This is a genomic window from Blastococcus sp. HT6-4, assembly GCF_039679125.1.
Taxonomy (GTDB): domain Bacteria; phylum Actinomycetota; class Actinomycetes; order Mycobacteriales; family Geodermatophilaceae; genus Blastococcus; species Blastococcus montanus.
The window spans coordinates 2,179,205-2,198,076 of the sequence record NZ_CP155551.1; the positions used below are offsets into that span (position 1 = coordinate 2,179,205).

Sequence of the window (18,872 nt, forward strand, 5' to 3'; positions counted from 1 at the left end):
CCACGACAGGCGGCCGCCGCTCCCCCGATCGCGTCACTCTGGAATCCTCGGTCCGACGGCCCGGTGTACCTGTCGCCCCGACGGGTAAGCGCGCCGGACGAGGGTGGCGCACGAGGACGGCGGCCGCCCGCCGCACCTCACGAGTGGACCTGATGACCGGCAACGCCACACACCGATTCAGCAACACCGCGATCCTCACCGTGCAGACGGTGGACGCGTCCCAGATCGTCACGTCGGCCGCGTTCGACGAACAGCTGGGCGACACCTACCAGCGCGTCGGGCTGCGCCCGGGTCTGCTGCAGCGGCTCGCGGGCATCGAGGAGCGCCGCTGGTGGGCCGACGGGGTCTCGTTCACCGACGGCGCCGCCACCGCGGGCGCCAAGGCGATCAGCGAGAGCGGGGTCGACCCGGCGCACATCGGCCTGATGGTCAACACGTCGGTCAGCCGCAAGCACCTCGAGCCGTCGACGGCCGTCGCGGTGCACGACGCCCTCGGGCTGCCGAGTTCCTGCCAGAACTTCGACGTGACCAACGCCTGCCTGGGCTTCATCAACGGCATGGAGCTGGCCGCGGCGATGATCGACGTCGGGATGGTCGAGTACGCCCTGGTCGTCAACGGCGAGGACTCGAGGCCCGTGCAGGAGCGCACCATCGACCTGCTCAACCGGCCGGACACCGTGGCCAAGGACGTGATGGGCCACTTCGCGACCCTCACCCTCGGCTCCGGCGCGGTGGCCATGGTCCTGGGCCGGGCCGACCGGCACCCCGAGGGCCACCGGCTGGTCGGGTCCGTGAGCCGGGCCGGTACCGAGCACCACCAGCTCTGCACCGGCGACAACGACGGGATGCAGACCGACCTCAAGGGCCTCCTCGCCGCCGGCCTCGACCTGTCCGGTGAGCTCTGGGCGGACGCCGCGGCCGAGTTCGACTGGGCGCGGGGAATGGACCGCTACGTCATCCACCAGGTCTCCAAGGTGCACACCGGCGCGCTGTGCGACCGGTTCGGCATCGACCGGGCTCTGGTGCCCACGACCTTCCCGACCCGCGGCAACCTCGGTCCCGCGTCGGTGCCGTTCACCCTGGCGAGCCAGGCGGACACCCTCACCGACGGCGACCGGGTGCTGCTGATGGGGATCGGCTCCGGCCTCAACGCCTGCTGCCTCGAGATCGCCTGGTGACGGCGGGCGCGCCGGTCGAGCTGCCGGGACTGGACCCGTCCTGGTCGCGGTGGATCACCGTTCCCGGTGCCGACGGCGAGAAGCACCTCTGGCACGTGCTCGACAACGGGGTCCCCGACGCGGTCGGCACCCTGCTCTGCGTCCACGGCAACCCGACCTGGTCCTACCTGTGGCGCCGCCTGGTCGCCGCCGCACCGCCGGGGTGGCGCGTCGTCGCTCCCGACCAGCTGGGCATGGGCTGGTCCGAACGGCCGGCCGCGCCGCGGACCCTGGCCCAGCGGGTGACCGATCTCGGAGACCTCACCGCCGCGCTGGGCATCAGCGGACCGGTCGTGACGGTGGCCCACGACTGGGGCGGCATCATCTCCCTCGGCTGGGCGCTCGAGCACCGGCCGGTCGTGCGGGGCGTGGTCCTCACGAACACCGCCGTCGCCATGCCCGAGGGTGATCTGGGGCCCGCACTGATCCGGCTGGCGCACGCGCCGGGCCTGCGCGCCGCCGTCACCGTCGGCAGTTCCGTGTTCGTCCGCGGGGCGACGGCGCTGTCGTGGCCGCCGCTCCCCCGGGAGATCCGCCGGGCGTACGCGCAGCCCTACCCGTCGGCCGCACGGCGCCGGGCCGTGGGCGAGTTCGTCGCCGACATCCCCTTCCGGCCGGGCCACCCCTCCCGTCCGGCGCAGGAGGCGATCGCGGAGGGCATCCGCACGCTGGACGTCCCCGCGCTCCTCCTGTGGGGGCCCCGGGACCCGGTCTTCGGTGCGAAGTACCTGGCCGACCTGCGCGAGCGGCTGCCCCGGGCAGAGGTGCACCGCTACGAGGGCGCCTCCCACCTGCTCCCGGAGGACGCACCGCAGTACGCCGAGGCGGTGGCCACGTGGGTGACCGACACGTTCGCCGCGCCCGACGCTCCCGCCCCGGCCCGGGGCGGGACGTCGGCGGAGCCGCCGGCCCGGCCGTGGGCGGCCCTGGCCGCCCGCTCGGAGGACGACTCCCCGGCGGTCGTGGAGGCGGGCGGGGGCTCGGTCACCTGGGCGCGACTGGCCCGCCGGGTCTCCGATCTCGCCGCCGGCCTGGCCGCGGCCGGCGTCCGTCCGGGAGACCGGGTGGCGCTCCTGGTGGAGCCCTCGGCCGACCTGACGGCAGCGGTCTACGCCACCTGGCGCGCCGGAGCCGTCATCGTCGTCGCCGACAAGGGCCTCGGCCTCCGCGGCATGCGCCGGGCGTTGCGCGGCGCGGCGCCGGACCACGTCCTCGGCAGCACCGCGGGTCTGGCCGCCGCACGGGCGATGGGCCTGCCCGGGACGCGCATCCTGGCCGGGCCGGCGACGGCGCGGCTCCGCCGGGCCCTCGGGGCCGAGCACGACCTGGCCTCGCTGGAGGTGCTCGGCCGGGCGTCGTCCGCCCCGGCGGAGGCCCCGCCGGACGCCGACTGCGCGGTCGTCTTCACCTCCGGGGCCACCGGCCCGGCGAAGGGCGTGGTCTACACGCAGCGCCAGGTCGGTGCGCAGCTCGAGCTGGTCCGGACGGCCTACGGCCTCACGCCCGGTGACTCGCTGGTGGCCGCGTTCGCACCCTTCTCCATCCTCGGCCCGGGGCTCGGCATCGCCTCGTCCGTCCCCGACATCGACGTCACGGCGCCCGGCACGCTCACCGCCGCGAAGCTGGCCGACGCCGCGGCCGCGGTGGACGCCACGGTGGTGTTCGCAGCGCCGGCCGCCCTGCGCCGCGTGGCCGCCACCACCGCGGAGATGACCGGGGAGCAGCGGTCGGCGCTGAGCCGGGTGCGGCTGCTCATGTCCGCGGGAGCGCCCGTACCGACCCCGCTCCTGCGCAGGCTCGGTGACACCTTCCCGGGGGCCGAGCCGCACACGCCCTACGGCATGACGGAGGCGCTCCCGGTCACCGACGTCTCCCTGGACGAGGTCGAGGCCGCCGGTCCGGGCGACGGCGTCTGCGTCGGCCGCCCGGTGCCCGGCGTCGAGGTCCGGATCAGCCCGCTCTCCCCGCTGGGCGCCGCCGACGGCCGGCTCACGAGCGCTCCCGGGGTTCCCGGCGAGGTGTGCGTGCGCGCCCCGCACGTGAAGGACCGCTACGACGCCCTGTGGGCCACCGAGCGTGCCGCCGCCCGCGACCCGGGATGGCACCGCACCGGGGACGTCGGGCACCTGGACGGCGAGGGACGGCTCTGGATCGAGGGCCGGCTGGCGCACGTGATCACCACCCCGGACGGCCCGGTGACCCCGGTCGGCCCGGAGCTCCGGATCGAGGACCTGGACGCCGTCTCCGCCGCGGCGGTCGTCGGCGTCGGCCCGCCAGGCGCCCAGGTGGCCGTGGCCGTCGTCGTGCCCGCGGGCCGTGCCCCGCGCCGTGCACCCCGCGCCGGCCGGCTCACCGTGGCTCCTCCCGAGCTCGCCGACCGGGTCCGCGACGCGGCGGGGATCGACCTCGCCGCCGTCCTCGGGGCCACCACGCTGCCGGTCGACATCCGGCACCAGTCGAAGGTGGACCGGGCGGCGCTGTCCCGCCGGGCGGCCCGTGTCCTCTCCGGCACGCCGGTCCGGTGGGGTGCGCGGCGCGGCAGCACGCCGTGAAGGTCCTGGTCACCGGCGCGAGCGGGATGCTGGGCCGGGTCGCCGCCCGGCGCCTGCTGGCGCGGGGCGACGAGGTGACGGTCCTGCAGCGCCGTCCCGCCGGCCTGCCCTGCGCCGAGGTGCTCGGGGACGTCGCCGAGCCCTCCGTGGTGGCCCGGGCGGCCGAGGGGCAGGACGCGGTCGTCCACCTCGCCGCGAAGGTCGACGTCACCGGCAGGTGGGCGGAGTACGCCCGAGCCAACATCCAGGGGACGAGGAACGTCGTCGCCGCCTGTGCCGCCGGGGGCGTCGCGCGGCTGGTGCACGTGTCGTCCCCGTCGGTCTCGCACGCCGGTTCCCCGCTGGTCGCCGCCGGGGCCGATCCCGCCGACCCGGCGCGGGCGCGCGGGCACTACTCGCGGTCCAAGGCGGTGGCCGAGCAGGAAGCCCTCGCCGCGGACTCGGCGGGGCTCGCGGTGCTCGCCGTGCGCCCCCACCTGGTGTGGGGGCCCGGCGACGAGCAGCTCGTGGCGCGGATCGTCGGGCGCGCCCGGCGTGGTCGCCTGCCGCTCATCGGCTCGGGCGCCGCGCTCATCGACACGACCTACGTCGACAACGCTGCTGCCGCCCTCGTGGCCGCCGTCGACGCGTGCGGCCCCGTGCACGGGGAGGCACTGGTGGTCTCCAACGGCGAGCCGCGCACGGTCGCCGAGATCCTGCGGCGGCTGTGCGCTGCCGCGGGCGCGCCCGGACCGCGGGGTCGGGTGCCGACCCCCGCGGCCTGGCTGGCCGGCGCGGTGGTGGACGGCGTCTGGGCCGCGACCGGCCGGCGCGCGACCCCTCCCCTGACCCGGTTCCTCACCGAGCAGCTGACGACCGCGCACTGGTTCGACCAGCGGCGGACCCGGGCAGCGCTCGGCTGGCGGCCGGAGGTCGGCCTCGACGAGGGCTTCGCCCGGCTGGCCGCCTGGTACGCCGGCGCGGCCGAGGGGACGGATCAGGGGGCGGGCACCGTCGGCGTCCGGCAGGTGCCCGTCAGCCGGTGATCGACGCCTCGGCCGGGACGCCCGGCCGGACGTCGTGGATCACGAAACCGTCCCGCGGGAGGGTGGGCAGCCGGGTGAGGCCGACGCTGAGGTCCTGGACACCGACCCGGTAGCTCATCGACCGCGTGAGCAGCCGGACGGACTCCGCGATCAGCAGCCGGGTCATCGGCTCGCCCGGGCAGCGGTGGTCGTCGCGGTAGTCACCGGCGCCCTGCGGCACCAGGGTGTACGGGTCACCGGGCCAGTCGCGGAAGCGTTCCGGTCGGAAGACCTCCGGATCTGTCCACACCCGCTCGTCGTGGTTGGTGCCGTAGAGGTCGAGCAGCACCCGCTCCCCCACCGGGAAGTCGTACCCGGCCCAGGTGAACGGCCGCCGGACCCGGCCGCCGACGAGCGGGAAGAACGGGAACAGCCGGCGGACTTCGTCGACGAACCCGAACAGGTCGTCCTCGTCTCCGGCAGCGAACGTCCGGTGCCACCGCGGCTGCTGGAGCAGGGCCAGCGCGGCGAAGACGACGAACCGGCTGACCGCCACGGTCGGGCGCAGCACGTTGAGCAGCTCGACCCCGGCAGCGGGCACCGTGAGCAGCTCTCCCTCGGTGTCCCGGTGCCGCGCGATCACCGCCAGGGCGCTGTCCTCGGGCACCTGCAGCGCACCGGCCCGCACCTGTGCCACCAGCCCGCGCGCCCACAGCTCCGACCGGTTGCGCAGCAGCCGGGCCCACCAGTTGGGCGGGCCGATGGTGCCGGCCCGATCGACCATCACCGCCAGCTCCCGGGTGCGGCGGCGGACGTCACGCTCGGTCGCCGGCACGCCCGCCCAGCGCAGCGCCGTGCGGGTGAGCACGTCCCGGACGGCGTCGTGCAGGACGACGCGACCGGCACGCTGCCACCGCGGCACCGCGGCTCGCCACTCCTCGGCGAACAGGTCGGTGATCCGTTCGCTCCCCGTGCCCTGCAAAACGGTGAGGAACATGTCCTTCCGGTGCCGGTGGGCGCCCCCGTCCAGCGCCTGCACGCTCCCCAGGTCCTGCAGCAGGTGGAGGATGGACGGCGGGAACGCGTCGGTCCGGGTGAACCGCTCGCCGCTGTAGAAGATCCGCGCGGCTTCGGCGCCGCGCACGCAGACCGCCGGCTCGAGCAGCAACCGGGTGCGGAAGGCGTCGGTCCCCAGCCGATCGCAGCGGCTGGAGATGAAGGTGTAGCCCTCACGCAGGAGGGCCAGGCTGCTGTCGGGGGTGCGGAGGGTCGGGATCATGCAAGGCCTCTTCCCGTCTGAGCAGGCGTTGGTTTCACCCGGCAAGCACCGTAACCGTGCCCACCCCGACCACGCAGCTCTGCGGCCGGCCGGGGCCGGTGCCCGAGCGCCCCGGACGCTAGGCCAGCTGGTTGATGCGGATCAGGTTTCCCGACGGGTCGCGGAAGGCGCAGTCGCGCACGCCGTAGTCCTGGTCCGTCGGCTCCTGCAGGACCTCGGCGCCGGCGGCCTCGATCCGGGTGAACTCGGCGTCCAGGTCGTCGCTGGCCAGCGTGACCGCGGTGTAGTTGCCCTTGGCGATCAGCTCGAGGATGGTGCGGCGTTCGTCGTCGGTGATGGTGGGGTCGGCGGCCGGCGGGTGCAGGACGATCGACGTCTGCGGCTGGTCCTTCGGACCGACCGTGATCCAGCGCATGTCTTCGTAGCCGACGTCCTTGCGGACCTCGAAGCCGAGGACGTCCCGGTAGAAGGCCAGCGAGGCCTCCGGGTCGGTGTGCGGGAGGAACGTGTAGTGGATGATCAGGCTCATGCCGATCACGCTAGGTGCGGCTCCGGGACCTGGGCTTCTCGATTCCTGACCGGTCTGGTCACCTGCTTGGCGATGCACGGCGGGATCCCCGGGAGCCCCTCGGCCACCCGCTGCCGGTAGACGCTGGGGGGCATGCCGACCAGCTCGGTGAAGCGGGTGCTGAACGTCCCGAGCGAGCCGTAGCCGACCGCGAAGCAGATCTCGGTCACGCTGAGGTCGCCCCGGCGCAGCAGCGTCATCGCGCGCTCGATCCGCCGGGTCATGAGGTAGGCGTACGGCGACTCCCCGTACGCCCGCCGGAAGGTCCGGCTCAGGTGCCCGGCCGACATGTGCGCTCCGCGGGCGAGCGCCTCGACGTCCAGCGGCTGCGCGTACTCCCGGTCGATCCGGTCGCGCACCCGGCGCAGCAGCACGAGGTCGGACAGGTGCTGCCCGGAGACGGGTCGGCCGGCCACGTGCACGATCGTAGGGATGCGCCGGATCCGCACAAGGGTCCGCGGCGGTCGGCCGGTCAGGCCGCGTCGAGCTCGCGGGCGACGGCCGCGGCCGCCTCGGCCAGGTGCGACACCCAGTACGGCACGCGGTCCGCGGAGTACCGCACGGACGGCGCGGCCACCGACAGCGCGGCCCCGTCGAACCCGCCGGCCGGTGGGACGGCGACCCCCACCGCCGTCAGCCCCGCCTCGGTGCCCTGGTCGTTGACCGCGAACCCCCGGCGCCGGACCGTGTCCAGCTCCCGTTGCAGGCGGGCCGCCGCGGCTCCGTCCAGGGCGTCGAGGACGACGGCGCGCCGATCGCCGTCCAGCGTCGCCAGCACCGCCTTGCCGCCCGAGCTCAGGTGGGCCGGGAGGGTCCGGCCGGTGCGGTCACCGACCCGCAGCACCTGGTCGCTCTCGGCCGTCGCGACGAACCGGACGACCGAGCCGGTCAGCACCATGACGTTGGCCGTCTCGCCCACCGCCCCGGCCAGCCTGCGCAGGTGCGGCAGGGCGGCCTCGCGCAGCGTGGCGGCCGACGCCCGCTGCACCGGGCCGGCGCCCAGGACCGGCCCGGGGCCGTACCGGCGGTCCGGGAGCTGCTCGGCGAAATCGCGGTAGACCAGCATCCCCAGCAGCCGGTGGGCCGTCGAGACCGAGACCTCCAGCCGCGTCGCTACGTCGGTCACCCGCATCGCGCCCTCCTGCTGGAGCAGCGTCGCGAGCAGCAGCGCGGAGTCCACGGATCCGATCGCGTAGGCCGGCTTGTTCCTCACACCAGAAAAGCCTATCCCGCGCTGCGGAAGGTGCGGGACCGTGGGACGGTGCCGCCGCCGGCGGTCGCCGAGGGAGTTGAGTCGTGCAGTTCCACCTGGACGGATACCGGCCCGGGGACCCCCTGGTCGAGGACGCGCACCCGTCGGTGGCCGACCGGCCGCGCGGCCTGCCCGAGGAGGTCGACGTCCTGATCGTCGGCTGCGGGCCGGCCGGCATGGTGCTGGCCGCGCAGCTGGCCGCCTTCCCCGACATCCGGACGGCGATCGTCGACCGCCGCGACGGCCCGCTCGCCGTGGGCCAGGCCGACGGCGTCGCCTGCCGGACGGTGGAGATGTTCGAGGCGTTCGGGCTGGCCGACCAGCTGGTCGCCGAGGCCTACTGGGTCAACGAGGTCTCCTTCTGGCGGCCGGACCCGGCCGACCGGACCCGGATCACCCGCACCGGCCGGGTGCAGGACGTCGAGGACGGCCTGTCGGAGTTCCCGCACGTCATCGTCAACCAGGCCCGGATGCTGGCCTGGCTGCGCGACCACATGGCGCGGTCGGCGTCCCGGCTCGAGCCGTTCCACGGCCTGCAGGCCGCCGACGTCCGGGTCGACCCCGGGGGCGAGCAGCCGGTGACGGTCACCCTGCGGCACGTGCGGGGCGGGGTCGAGACCGGCGGGACCTCGACGATCCGGGCCACGTACGTCGTCGGCTGCGACGGCGCCCGCAGCGCGATCCGCGGCGCCATCGGCCAGGAGCTGGTCGGCGACCCCATGAACCAGTCGTGGGGCGTGATGGACGTGCTGGCCGTGACCGACTTCCCCGACATCCGGCTCAAGTGCGCGATCCACTCGGCCAACCAGGGCAACATCCTGATCATCCCGCGCGAGGGCGGGTACATGGTGCGCCTCTACATCGAGCTCGACGCGGTCCACGACCGGGAGATGCTCGAGAGCCGGGACGTGACACCGGAGAAGCTGGCCGCGGTGGCCAACCGCATCATGGCGCCGTACACCCTCGACGTGAAGGACGTCGGCTGGTGGTCGGTCTACGAGATCGGCCAGCGGCTGTGCGCGAGGTTCGACGACCTGCCGCCCGGGGAGACCGACCGGCTGCCGCACGTCTTCATCGCCGGCGACGCCTGCCACACGCACAGCGCGAAGGCCGGCCAGGGCATGAACGTCTCCATGGCCGACGCCTGGAACCTCGGGTGGAAGCTCGCCGCCGTCCTGCGGGGCACCGCCCGGCCGGAGCTGCTGAACACCTACTCCGCCGAGCGCCGGGCGATCGCCCAGGAGCTCATCGACTTCGACCGCGAGTTCGCCCGCATGTTCAGCGCCGCGCCCGCCGACGGCGACACCACCGCCGGGGGCGTGGACCCGGAGGAGTTCCAGCGGTACTTCGTGCAGCAGGGCCGGTTCACCGCCGGCGTCGCCACCCGGTACGCGCCGTCGATGATCACCTATGGGACCGGGCACCAGCACCTGGCGGAGGGCTTCCCGGTCGGGATGCGGTTCCACTCCGCGCCGGTCATCCGGCTGGCCGACGCCAAGCCGGTCCAGCTCGGGCACGCCGCCCGCGCGGACGGCGCCTGGCGGCTCTACGTCTTCGCCGACGCGGACAGCCCGGCTGCTCCCGGCTCGCGGGCCCGCGCGCTGTGCGACGTCCTGGCGTCGGAGGGGTCCCCACTGGTCCGGTTCACCCCGCCCCGCGCCGACCCCGACTCCGTGATCGACGTCCGCGCCGTCTTCCAGCAGGGGCACCGGGACCTGACCGTCGACGAGCTGCCCCCGGTCCTGCTGCCGCGCAAGGGCCGGCTGGGGCTGGTCGACTACGAGAAGGCCTTCTGCCCCGACCCAGCGGCCGGAGACGTGTTCGCGCTGCGGGGCATCGACCGCGAGCAGGGCTGCATGGTGCTCGTCCGGCCGGACCAGTACGTCGCGGCGGTGCTCGCGCTGGACGCGCACCGGGAGCTGACGGACCTCCTCGCCGGGGTCCTGCTCGACGCCCGGTAGTGCCCGCGGTCACGGGCCGCCGGTCACGCCTGCGCCCGAGGGCGCTGCGTCGTCGTCGACGTCGACCCAGTCCAGGGTCCGCTCGACGGCCTTGCGCCACCCGGCGTGCCCCACGGCGCGCTGCGCGTCGTCCCACTGCGGTTCCCACCGGCGGTCCTCGGCCCAGTTGGCCCGGAGCTCGTCGGTGTTCGTCCAGAACCCGCAGGCCAGTCCGGCTGCGTACGCCGCGCCGAGCGCGGTGGTCTCGGCGACCACCGGCCGGCTGACCGGGACGCCCAGGATGTCCGCCTGCATCTGCATGCACAGCTCGTTCGCGGTGACGCCGCCGTCGACCTTGAGGACGTCGAGGTGCACCCCGGAGTCCTTCTCCATGGCCTCGGCGACGTCGCGGCTCTGGTAGCAGATGGACTCCAGCGTGGCCCGGCAGAGATGGCCGCGGGTGTTGAACCGGGACAGCCCGACGATCGCGCCGCGGGCGTCGGAGCGCCAGTAGGGCGCGAACAGCCCGGAGAAGGCCGGCACGAAGTAGACACCCCCGTTGTCGGGGACCTCGCGGGCGAGCACCTCGCTGTGCGCGGCGTCGCGGATGATGCCGAGCTGGTCGCGCAGCCACTGCACCGCCGACCCGGTGACCGCGATGGAACCCTCGAGCGCGTAGCGGACCGGCTCGTCGCCGAACCGGTAGCAGACGGTGGTGATCAGGCCGGCCTGCGAGCGCACCAGTTCGGTGCCGGTGTTGAGCAGCAGGAAGTTGCCGGTCCCGTAGGTGTTCTTCGCCTCGCCCGGCTCGAAGCAGACCTGGCCCACCGTGGCCGCCTGCTGGTCGCCGAGGGCGGCGCACAGCAGCACCTCGCCGCCGAGCGGCCCGGCCGTGCGGCTGGTGCCGTAGCCCTGCGGGTCGGAGGAGGGCCTGATCTCGGGGAGCATCTGGCGCGGGATGCCGAAGAAGGAGAGCAGCTCGTCGTCCCAGTCGAGCGTCTCCAGGTCCATCAGCATGGTGCGCGAGGCGTTGGTGACGTCGGTGATGTGGACGCCGCCGTCCGTGCCGCCGGTGAGGTTCCACAGCAGCCACGTGTCGGTCGTGCCGAACAGCGCGTCGCCGCGCTCGGCGAGCGCGCGCACCCCGTCGACGTTCTCCAGGATCCACTGGATCTTGCCGCCGGCGAAGTAGGTCGCCGGGGGCAGGCCCGCCCGGTGCCGGATGACCTCCCCCTTGCCCTCCCGCTCCAGGCGGGAGGCGATCCGGTCGGTACGGGTGTCCTGCCAGACGATCGCGTTGTACAGCGGCCGGCCGGTGCGCCGGTTCCAGACCACGGTGGTCTCCCGCTGGTTGGTGATGCCCATCGCGCGGAGGTCGGGAGCGCTGATGCCGAGCCGGTTCAGCACGGTCCGGATGACCGTCTCGGTGCGCTCCCAGATCTCCACCGGGTTGTGCTCCACCCAGCCCGCCTGCGGCATGAACTGCTCGTGCTCCAACTGGTAGCGGCCGACCTCCTGACCGCCGTGGTCGAACACCATGAACCGGGTGCTGGTGGTGCCCTGGTCGACTGCGCCGATGAAGTCGGGCATCGGTTGCGCTCCTTCCGTCGGTCCCGGCCACGACGTGTCCGTCGCGTCGTCCGTCCTCCCGCACGGCGGCGCCGCCGGCGGGGGCCGATGGGTGGCCGTCGGCCTCGATGGCGACGTTACGGTCCCCCGGGTGTGCGCTGAGCGGCGCGCCGCGAAGAAGTCGCCGCACGCGGCGCCGGTCGGCCCGCCGGGCAGCGCCGCCCCGAGCACGACGTGGCGGACATGGCCGACGTGCGGTGCGTCGGCCATGTCGGCCACCGCCGGTGCTCGGCGGATCGTCCTCGGGCCTCGGCGCACCCTGGTGGATCACACGGCCGGACCCATCCGCGACGACATCGGCATCCCGGCGCCGGATGGCGGCCCCGCTCGGCTCAGCCGCCGGGGATGGTGAACCGCTGGCCGACCTGGATGAGGTTCGGGTTCGGCCCGATGGTGGCGCGGTTGGCGTCGTAGATCTCGCGCCAGCTCACGCCGTCGTACCGGGAGGCGATCCGGCCCAGCGTGTCCCCCGGCTGCACGACGTGCGTGGTCGACCCGGCGTCGGGCGTCGTCGGCGTGCCACCGCCACCGCCACCGGAGCCACCGCCCGCCCCCGGGATGGTGAGCCGCTGGCCGACCTGGATGACGTTCGGGTTCGGCCCGATGGTGGCGCGGTTGGCGTCGTAGATCTCGCGCCAGCTCACGCCGTCGTACCGGGAGGCGATCCGGCCCAGCGTGTCCCCCGGCTGCACGACGTAGGTGCCACCCTGGCTCGCATCACGCGGGAACGCCCGCCCCACCGGATCGGTGAAGGTGTACCCGCGGGAGTCGTAGAACGAGATGACGTCGTCCAGTGCGGCGACGGTGTTCTGCCGGTAGCCGCCGCCGTCGTGCATCAGGACGATGGGGTGCGTACTGCGCGGCGAGGTGGCGCGGTCGATGATCTGCTGCTGGAACGACGGGCTCCAGTTCGGCGGCGCCGTCCAGTCGCGGGTGTCGATCGACCAGTCGACGACCGTCATGCCGCGGTCCCAGGCCAGGCCGGCGATCGACGGGCTGTGGTGGATGCCGAACGGCCCCCGGAAGAAGCAGGGCGCCGTGCCGGTCGCGTCGACGATCGTCCCCGTCGTCCGCTCGATCTGTGCCACCCGGTCCGCCGGGGACAGCTGGCTCAGGTCCGGGTGCGACCAGGTGTGGTTGCCGATGGCGTGGCCCTCGGCGACGATCCGCCGGACGAGGTCGGGGTGGGCGGCGGCGTGGTCCCCCCGCACGAAGAAGGTGGCCTTGACGCCCCGGGACCGGAGCACGTCCAGCACGTCGGGTGTGTTCTGCGGGAAGGGGCCGTCGTCGAAGGTCAGCGCCACCGTGTGGTCAGCGGTCGCCGGGGTGGTGTCGAGGACGGTGCGGACCGGGGCGGGGCAGTCCGCCGCGGTCGCGGCCGGACCGGTGACGGCCTGACCGGTGGAGAGCAGCACCATCGCCGCGACCACCGTCCCCAGCCGCGGGACCCGTCGCCGTCCGCCGGTGGATGTCGTACCGGTCTGAGTCATACGTTCCCCTTCGGTATCGGAATCGACGTTCAGTGGCACGTTCGCAGCGTGGTCGCCACGGGCCAAGGCGATGGGTGCGTGCTGCGGACTTCCTTCACGAAACCGTCATGGAGCCCGGCGCAGGTCCGGGGCCCGCTCCGGCGCACGGGTTCTGTCGGTACGCCGGGCCACCATGTCCGGACGTCGCACCGGTGGGTGACGAACTCCGGGTGCGGCCATCGGCACGCACATCTGCACGAGGAGGAACGGATGAACGTCGTCGTCACCACTCCCACCGGCCACGTCGGCTCGCGCGTCGTGCGACTGCTGCTCCAGGCCGGCCACCGGCCGACCCTGCTGCTGCGCGACGTGAGCAGGCTCGACCGGGCCACCCGTCCCCTGGTGGACGTGGTCGAGGGTGATCAGCGCGACCCCGACGCGGTCCTGCGCGCCACCGCGGGCGCCGACGCCCTAGTTCGCGCTCACGTTCTACGCCGCCGTCCGCGCGCAGGACCGGGCCGCCGTGTACGGGATGTTCAACGACTTCGTCATCCCCTACCTCGACATCCGGGACCGGACCAAGGGCTACGCGGTCTCCATCGTCAAGGCCGGGCTCACCGCGGTGGGCCGCGACGGCGGCCCGGTGCGCCCGCCCCTGTCGAACCTGACCGAGGCCGACCTCGCCGACCTCACGCTCCTGATCCAGAAGATGTCCTGACCCGAGGCCCGCGGAAGGCGATGACGCCGGTCCGCACGACACCAGACCCACGCACCGGAGGACAGCATGGTTGACGTCGTCGGCATCGAGCCCCGCACCGGGGAACCCATCGGGGTCGCGGCCCAGGAGACGGCGCCCGAGGAGGTCGCGCGTCTCGCCGAGGCCGCACTCGCCGCGGCGCCGCACCTGGACCGGATGGGCCGCACCGGGCGGGCCGCGCTGCTGCGGGCCCTCGCCGATGGGCTGGAGGCCGAACGCGACGACATCGTCGCCGTCGCCGACCGGGAGACCGCCCTCGGTACCGGCCGCCTCGACGGCGAGCTGACCCGGACGTGCTATCAGCTGCGGCTCTTCGGCGACGTGCTGGAGGAGGGGAGCTATCTCGAGGCGGCCGTCGACCACCCCGGCGACAGCCCGATGGGCCCCGTGCCCGACCTCCGCAGGATGTTCGTCCCCTTGGGCCCCGTCGCCGTCTTCGGCGCGAGCAACTTCCCGCTGGCGTTCTCCGTGCCCGGCGGTGACACCGCCTCGGCCCTCGCCGCCGGGTGCCCGGTCGTGGTCAAGGCTCACGGGTCGCACCCGGCGACCTCCCGGCTGTGCTTCGAGGTGCTGGCCCGGGCGGCACGCGGGTCCGGGGCCCCGGAGGGCACGCTCGGCATCGTGCACGGCCAGCAGGCGGGCGCCGGGCTGGTGGCGCACCCGGCGATCCGGGCCGTCGGCTTCACCGGCTCGGTCACCGGCGGGCACGCCTTGCTGCGCATCATCGAGCAGCGCCCGGACCCGATCTCGTTCTTCGGCGAGCTCAGCAGCCTGAACCCGGTCGTGGTCACCCCGTCGGCGGCGCGGGAACGGGCCGCCGACATCGCCGCCGGGCTGGTCGGCTCCTTCACCCTCGGCGCCGGCCAGTTCTGCACCAAGCCCGGGCTCGTGCTGATCCCGGCCGGTGCCGACGGCGACGCCGTGGTCGACGCGATGGCGGAGTCCGTCGCGCACGCCCCCGCACAGATCCTGCTGAACGAGGGGATCGCCACCGCCTACGCGCGCGTCTCCGCCGGCCTCTCGGGCCGACCGGGTGTCCGGACGGCCGCACGGGGCGGTGACCCGGCCGGCAAGGGGTTCGAGGCGGTCCCGCTGCTGCTGACCACGTCGGTCGCCGACCTCTCACCGGAGATCACGGAGGAGTACTTCGGTCCGCTCGCGGTCGTGGTCCGCTACGCGGCCGAGTCGGAGCTCTTCGTGGCGCTGGACCGCATGCCCTCCTCCCTGACCGCGACCGTGCTGCGCGGCACGGGTGAGACGGCGCTGCCCTTGGCCGTCTCCGAGCGGATGCGCTGCCGGGCCGGCCGCCTGCTCTTCGACGCCTACCCGACAGGTGTCGCGGTCACGTGGGCCCAGCACCACGGGGGCCCGTGGCCGTCGACGAACTCCCAGCACACGTCGGTCGGCACGTCGGCCATCCGCCGCTTCCTGCGGCCCTTCACGTGGCAGAACGCCCCGCAGGAGGTCCTCCCCGAGGAACTCACCGACGACTACCGGGGCATCCCGCGGCGCATCGACGGGCAGCTCCACCTGCCCGGCTGACCCGGCCGCGACCCGTCTCGCCGTCCGACGCGCCGGAGCGGTCCGGTCCGGCGCGACGCCCCGCCCCCCGCGGGCAGGCCCTGCGTGACGCCTCGTGTCGACGTCCGTCAGAGGCCTCGGGACACGCGATGCCGGTTCGGCCGGGTGCCGTGCAGCGGATGGAGCCGGTGCCGGACCGCGAGCCCGGCCGGGGTCACCTGTCGGCTCCGCTCCCGCGGCGGGGCCGGTCGGTGGAGGGGACGGACGTCCCCTCCACCGGCCGCATCTCGATCAGCGGTTGGCGCCGCCGGTGCTGCGGTCGTCGTCGGGTGCGACCGTTCCCCGCTCGACGCTGTCGGAGGACCGACCCGTGGTGGTGCTGGCCCGGTCGGACTCCTCGACCACGCGCTCCTCCCGGGTGCCCTCCGTCGAGGGCGGCGGGACGACGGTGACGACCTCCTCCGGCCGGCCCGAGGTCTGGTGCGTCTGCCCCGTGCCGACCCGGGCCGTCTCCGTGCTGCTGCCCTGGGACGTGTCCTCGTTGCTGCTGCTCTTGGAGGAGGCGGCGGCGACCCCGGCGGCTGCGGCCGCGACGCCGGCAACGGCAGCGCCGGCGGCCTTGACCGTGCCCGAGACGCCGGCCTTGCCGCTGTCGCCGCGGGAGGTGAAGGCCGCGTTCGTCCCGGGCGTACCGACGTCCTGACCCGCGTTGATCGTCCCGCGCCATCCACCGGTGGCGTAGCCCTCGCTCTCGACGAGCGACTTGAACCGCTTCAGGTCGGACTCGATCTGGCGCTCGACGATGCCCAGCTTGTCACCGGCCTTCTCGACCAGCCCCTCGGGCTCGTACTCCAGGGACAGGTGGACCATCGTGGAGTTGGCGCCGACCGGCGTGAACCGGACCGCCCCGGCGTTGGTGGCGCCTTCCTTCGCGGCCCAGGCGATCTTCTGGTCCGGGACCTGCTCGAGGATCGCGGCCTCCCACTCGCGCTTGACGCCGGCGATCTGGGCGACCCAGTGCAGGCTCCGGTCGCTGTGCTGGTGGACCTCTTCGACCCCGCCCATGAAGTGCGGGAAGTCCTCGAACTGCGTCCACTGGTTGTAGGCCGTGGACACCGGTACGTCGACCTGGATGGACTTCTCTGCCTTGGTGGTCATCGTTCGTCCTCTCGTTGGACCGTGCTGGACACCTCTCGTCACCGCTACCCCGCTGGGATGGCTCCATGCCCGCGCTCGGGGGCTACGCCGGTGGACGGGGACGGGTCCGCCGACCTCGACGACCCCGTCCAGCGCCACGATCCCGGGGACGGCGGCGACCGGGTCAGCCCCCGACGGTCTGCTGCAGGTCGTTGCGCGGGACCACGCGGAGCGCGCGGAACGGCAGCCCCTCCGCCCCCGGCTCGGCCCAGTCCACCTCGACGACCTGACCGGCCCGGAGTTCTCCCGATCCGGTGGTGCTCTGCTCGACCGCGGCCGCGTCGGCCCAGCAGCCGCCCGGCAGCTCCGGGGCCTCGATCACCGCGCCGCTCGCGTCGTCGTCCCACCGGACCACGGTGCCGAAGGTCGTGCCGCCGCGCGTCATGCGCTCGAGGCTCCGCCGTCACCGCGCCGGAAGCAAGCCGACGGCGCGCGATCCCCGGGACCGGGCGGGGCAACGACCCGGGACGGATTGCGCCCCCGCGCCGCCGGAGGTGGGATGGGTCATGGCTGTCGCCCGGGACGAACGTCCGTCGGCCGGCACGCGAGGCCGCCGGGGCGGGAGCGGCAGGAACGACGCGACCTCCCCGCGCGGGATATCCGCGGCCGGCTGGCGGTCCCTGCTCCGGCGCGTCGGCCGGGAGATGCTCGGTGACCGTCTCATGGTGCAGGCCGCCGGGGTCGCGTTCTTCGCCGTCCTGTCGGTCGCCCCGGTGCTGGTGACGGCGCTGTCGATCTACGGGTTCGTGAACACACCGGAGACCGCCACCCGGCAGCTGTCCGACATCGCGGACACGCTTCCCGACGACCTCGAGTCGATCGTGATCGACCAGCTCACGTCGATCACCGCGGCCTCGGCGCAGGTGCTGACCTGGCGCGGGCTCACCGGTCTCCTCGTCGCGCTGTGGACGGCGATGACCGCGATGACCTACCTCATCGACGGGGTGAACCTCGCCTACCGCCAGACCGAGACGCGCGGTCTGCTGCGCCGGTCGGGGCTGGCGCTGGTGTTCGTGCTCGGGGGGGCGTTACTGCTCGCCGCCCTGATCGCCGTGGCGGGCCGGGCCGCGGCCGAGCTCGTCGGTGCTCCCGGTCCCGTGCAGACTGCCGCGTCGGTGGGGTCGTGGGTGGCCCTGGCGGTCCTCATGGCCGTAGGCCTCGCCGTCCTCTACCGCGTCGCCCCCGACCGCAGGCACGCGCAGTGGCGGTGGATCACGGCGGGATCGGTCCTCGCCACGGCCGTCTGGCTGGCCGTGACCCTCGGCTTCTTCACCTACGTCCAGAATCTGGGCAACTACCAGTCCACCTACGGCTCGCTCGCCGGTGTCGCGATCAGCATGTTCTGGCTGTGGGCCACGGTCACGCTGGTGTTCCTCGGGGCCGCGGTCAACGCGGAGACCGAGCGGCAGACGGAGTGCGACTCGACCGTCGGGCCGGATCGGCCCGTGGGCTCCAGGGGCGCCGTCGTGGCCGACAGCACGCCGCCGTATCCCCGGGGGTCGTGACCACGCCGGCGGCGCCCGCCCGGACCGGCCCCGGCGGTCAGGCGCTACCGACGTCCACCCGGGCGACCTCGATCCGGCCGGCCCGCCGCCCCGGGCGCCAGCTCGGCGCGGTGCAGACGAACAGGCTCCGGCCGTCGGCGCCACCGAGCGCGCACGCGTAGGACAGCGAGCCGCTCCCCACGGCGACCCGGCCGGTCACCTCTCCGCCCTCGCGGACGCGGAGGACCTCGGGGCTGCGGGCGGTGGCCACCCAGACCTGCCCCTCGGCGTCGAGGCAGATCCCGTCGGGGGCCACCCCGGGGAGCTCGGCGAAGACCCGCCGGCCCGACAGCGTGCCGTCCCCGGCGACGTCGAAGACGATCAGCCGGGCCGCATAGGTCTCGGCGACCACGAGCCTGCGGCCGTCCGGGCTCAGCACCATGCCGTTGGGGAAGACGACGTCCTCGGCGGCCACGTGGACCGAGCCGTCGAGGTCCACGCGCAGCAGGGCCGTTGGCTCCGGGTCGGCGCCGCCCTCGAGGTCGAAGCCGAAGCTGCTGACGTACGCCCGGCCCGCCGCGTCGACGACCAGGTCGTTGGCCCGGAACCGGGTCGAGCCGGACACGTCGGCGTGCAGTTGGGGACCGCGCTCCCCCACCCGCAGCAGCGCCCGACGGACCATGGAGACGACCAGCAGGTCGCCGTCGGGCAGCCAACCAAGCCCCGACGGGCTGTCGTCCAGCTCCACGGCCACCTCCTGGCCGCCGTCGGCCCCCAGCGTCCGCACCACGCGATCGTGGAAGTCGGAGAACCACAGCCGGCCCCCGTGCCAGCGGGGTGCCTCGGGGAAACCGAGGCCGTCGGCGAGGACGGTGGTCGTCAGGGCGGTCACCGGCCGCACCGTAGCCGGGCCGCGCGCCGCGCGGGAACCGCCCTCTTCGCCGGCACGGCGGTGGGCCGCTGATGAGAGGCTGGGCGTCCGCTCCGGTCCGGAGTCGGTCGT

At 74.4% G+C, this 18,872-nt stretch carries 16 protein-coding genes and 1 pseudogene; 8 read left to right on the top strand and 9 right to left on the bottom strand.

Translation table 11 applies throughout. From position 1 onward, the window contains the following. Nucleotides 1-152 precede the first annotated feature (152 nt). Genes ABDB74_RS10565 through ABDB74_RS10575 form a run of 3 tightly spaced genes read left to right on the top strand, consistent with a single transcriptional unit; the run spans nt 153 to nt 4,794 of the window. Nucleotides 153-1,178, top strand: a complete 1,026-nt coding sequence (locus ABDB74_RS10565; RefSeq protein ID WP_346618390.1) for a 3-oxoacyl-ACP synthase III — start codon at nt 153-155, stop codon at nt 1,176-1,178. Then, entirely contained in the window at nt 1,175-3,769 is a 2,595-nt protein-coding gene (locus ABDB74_RS10570) for an alpha/beta fold hydrolase (protein ID WP_346618391.1), read from the top strand. Before ABDB74_RS10565 ends, ABDB74_RS10570 begins: the two co-directional genes overlap by 4 nt. Then, a complete protein-coding gene (locus ABDB74_RS10575; protein WP_346618393.1) occupies nt 3,766-4,794 on the top strand; it encodes an NAD-dependent epimerase/dehydratase family protein in 1,029 nt (342 codons plus the stop codon). Before ABDB74_RS10570 ends, ABDB74_RS10575 begins: the two co-directional genes overlap by 4 nt. Here the strand turns inward: ABDB74_RS10575 and ABDB74_RS10580 are convergent. The 4 genes from ABDB74_RS10580 to ABDB74_RS10595 all read right to left on the bottom strand — a co-directional run bounded on the left by ABDB74_RS10580 (nt 4,784) and on the right by ABDB74_RS10595 (nt 7,833). Continuing rightward, nucleotides 4,784-6,052 (bottom strand): cytochrome P450, encoded by a 1,269-nt coding sequence (locus ABDB74_RS10580; protein WP_346618395.1) that lies wholly within the window; start codon nt 6,050-6,052, stop codon nt 4,784-4,786. The two genes, ABDB74_RS10575 and ABDB74_RS10580, sit on opposite strands and share 11 nt — an antisense overlap. Nucleotides 6,053-6,170: 118 nt before the next feature. After that, the gene (locus ABDB74_RS10585; protein ID WP_346618397.1) at nt 6,171-6,581 is read right to left on the bottom strand and encodes a VOC family protein; all 411 of its coding nucleotides are present in this window, start codon (nt 6,579-6,581) and stop codon (nt 6,171-6,173) included. Nucleotides 6,582-6,586: 5 nt separating this feature from the next. Beyond that, complete coding sequence (locus ABDB74_RS10590; protein ID WP_346618398.1) at nt 6,587-7,036, bottom strand: helix-turn-helix transcriptional regulator; 450 nt, start codon at nt 7,034-7,036, stop codon at nt 6,587-6,589. Between the two features lie 56 nt (nt 7,037-7,092). Continuing rightward, nucleotides 7,093-7,833, bottom strand: a complete 741-nt coding sequence (locus ABDB74_RS10595; RefSeq protein WP_346618400.1) for an IclR family transcriptional regulator C-terminal domain-containing protein — start codon at nt 7,831-7,833, stop codon at nt 7,093-7,095. Between the two features lie 83 nt (nt 7,834-7,916). Here ABDB74_RS10595 and ABDB74_RS10600 point away from each other — a divergent pair, with 83 nt between their 5' ends. Beyond that, nucleotides 7,917-9,833 carry an FAD-binding monooxygenase gene (locus ABDB74_RS10600; RefSeq protein ID WP_346618401.1) on the top strand — a complete coding sequence of 639 codons (1,917 nt, stop codon included), beginning with the start codon at nt 7,917-7,919 and terminating at the stop codon, nt 9,831-9,833. Between the two features lie 9 nt (nt 9,834-9,842). Here the strand turns inward: ABDB74_RS10600 and glpK are convergent, their stop codons facing one another. Together glpK and ABDB74_RS10610 are read right to left on the bottom strand one after the other, a co-directional pair. Next, entirely contained in the window at nt 9,843-11,402 is a 1,560-nt protein-coding gene (gene glpK / locus ABDB74_RS10605) for a glycerol kinase GlpK (RefSeq protein WP_346618403.1), read from the bottom strand. 371 nt (nt 11,403-11,773) lie between these two features. Next, on the bottom strand, nt 11,774-12,931 hold the full coding sequence (locus ABDB74_RS10610; RefSeq protein ID WP_346618404.1) for a polysaccharide deacetylase family protein: 1,158 nt from the start codon (nt 12,929-12,931) through the stop codon (nt 11,774-11,776). A gap of 249 nt (nt 12,932-13,180) precedes the next feature. Here ABDB74_RS10610 and ABDB74_RS20695 point away from each other — a divergent pair. The 3 genes and pseudogenes from ABDB74_RS20695 to ABDB74_RS10620 all read left to right on the top strand — a co-directional run. Next, a pseudogene (locus tag ABDB74_RS20695) lies at nt 13,181-13,336 on the top strand (NAD(P)H-binding protein); the annotation flags it as partial. A 97-nt stretch (nt 13,337-13,433) separates the two neighbouring features. Beyond that, nucleotides 13,434-13,628: a hypothetical protein gene (locus ABDB74_RS10615; protein ID WP_346618405.1), complete on the top strand. Its 195-nt coding sequence runs from the start codon at nt 13,434-13,436 to the stop codon at nt 13,626-13,628. A 66-nt stretch (nt 13,629-13,694) separates the two neighbouring features. Then, nucleotides 13,695-15,209 carry an aldehyde dehydrogenase (NADP(+)) gene (locus ABDB74_RS10620; protein ID WP_346618407.1) on the top strand — a complete coding sequence of 505 codons (1,515 nt, stop codon included), beginning with the start codon at nt 13,695-13,697 and terminating at the stop codon, nt 15,207-15,209. 270 nt (nt 15,210-15,479) lie between these two features. Here ABDB74_RS10620 and ABDB74_RS10625 read toward each other — a convergent pair whose 3' ends face one another. Both ABDB74_RS10625 and ABDB74_RS10630 read right to left on the bottom strand, forming a co-directional pair. Continuing rightward, a complete protein-coding gene (locus ABDB74_RS10625) occupies nt 15,480-16,346 on the bottom strand; it encodes an SRPBCC family protein (RefSeq protein ID WP_346618408.1) in 867 nt (288 codons plus the stop codon). Nucleotides 16,347-16,509: 163 nt separating this feature from the next. Then, nucleotides 16,510-16,770 (bottom strand): hypothetical protein, encoded by a 261-nt coding sequence (locus ABDB74_RS10630; RefSeq protein WP_346618409.1) that lies wholly within the window; start codon nt 16,768-16,770, stop codon nt 16,510-16,512. A 259-nt stretch (nt 16,771-17,029) separates the two neighbouring features. Here ABDB74_RS10630 and ABDB74_RS10635 point away from each other — a divergent pair, with 259 nt between their 5' ends. Continuing rightward, complete coding sequence (locus tag ABDB74_RS10635) at nt 17,030-17,890, top strand: YihY/virulence factor BrkB family protein (protein ID WP_346618410.1); 861 nt, start codon at nt 17,030-17,032, stop codon at nt 17,888-17,890. 37 nt (nt 17,891-17,927) lie between these two features. Here the strand turns inward: ABDB74_RS10635 and ABDB74_RS10640 are convergent, their stop codons facing one another. Beyond that, the gene (locus ABDB74_RS10640; RefSeq protein ID WP_346618412.1) at nt 17,928-18,761 is read right to left on the bottom strand and encodes an SMP-30/gluconolactonase/LRE family protein; all 834 of its coding nucleotides are present in this window, start codon (nt 18,759-18,761) and stop codon (nt 17,928-17,930) included. Between the last annotated feature and the right edge of the window lie 111 nt (nt 18,762-18,872).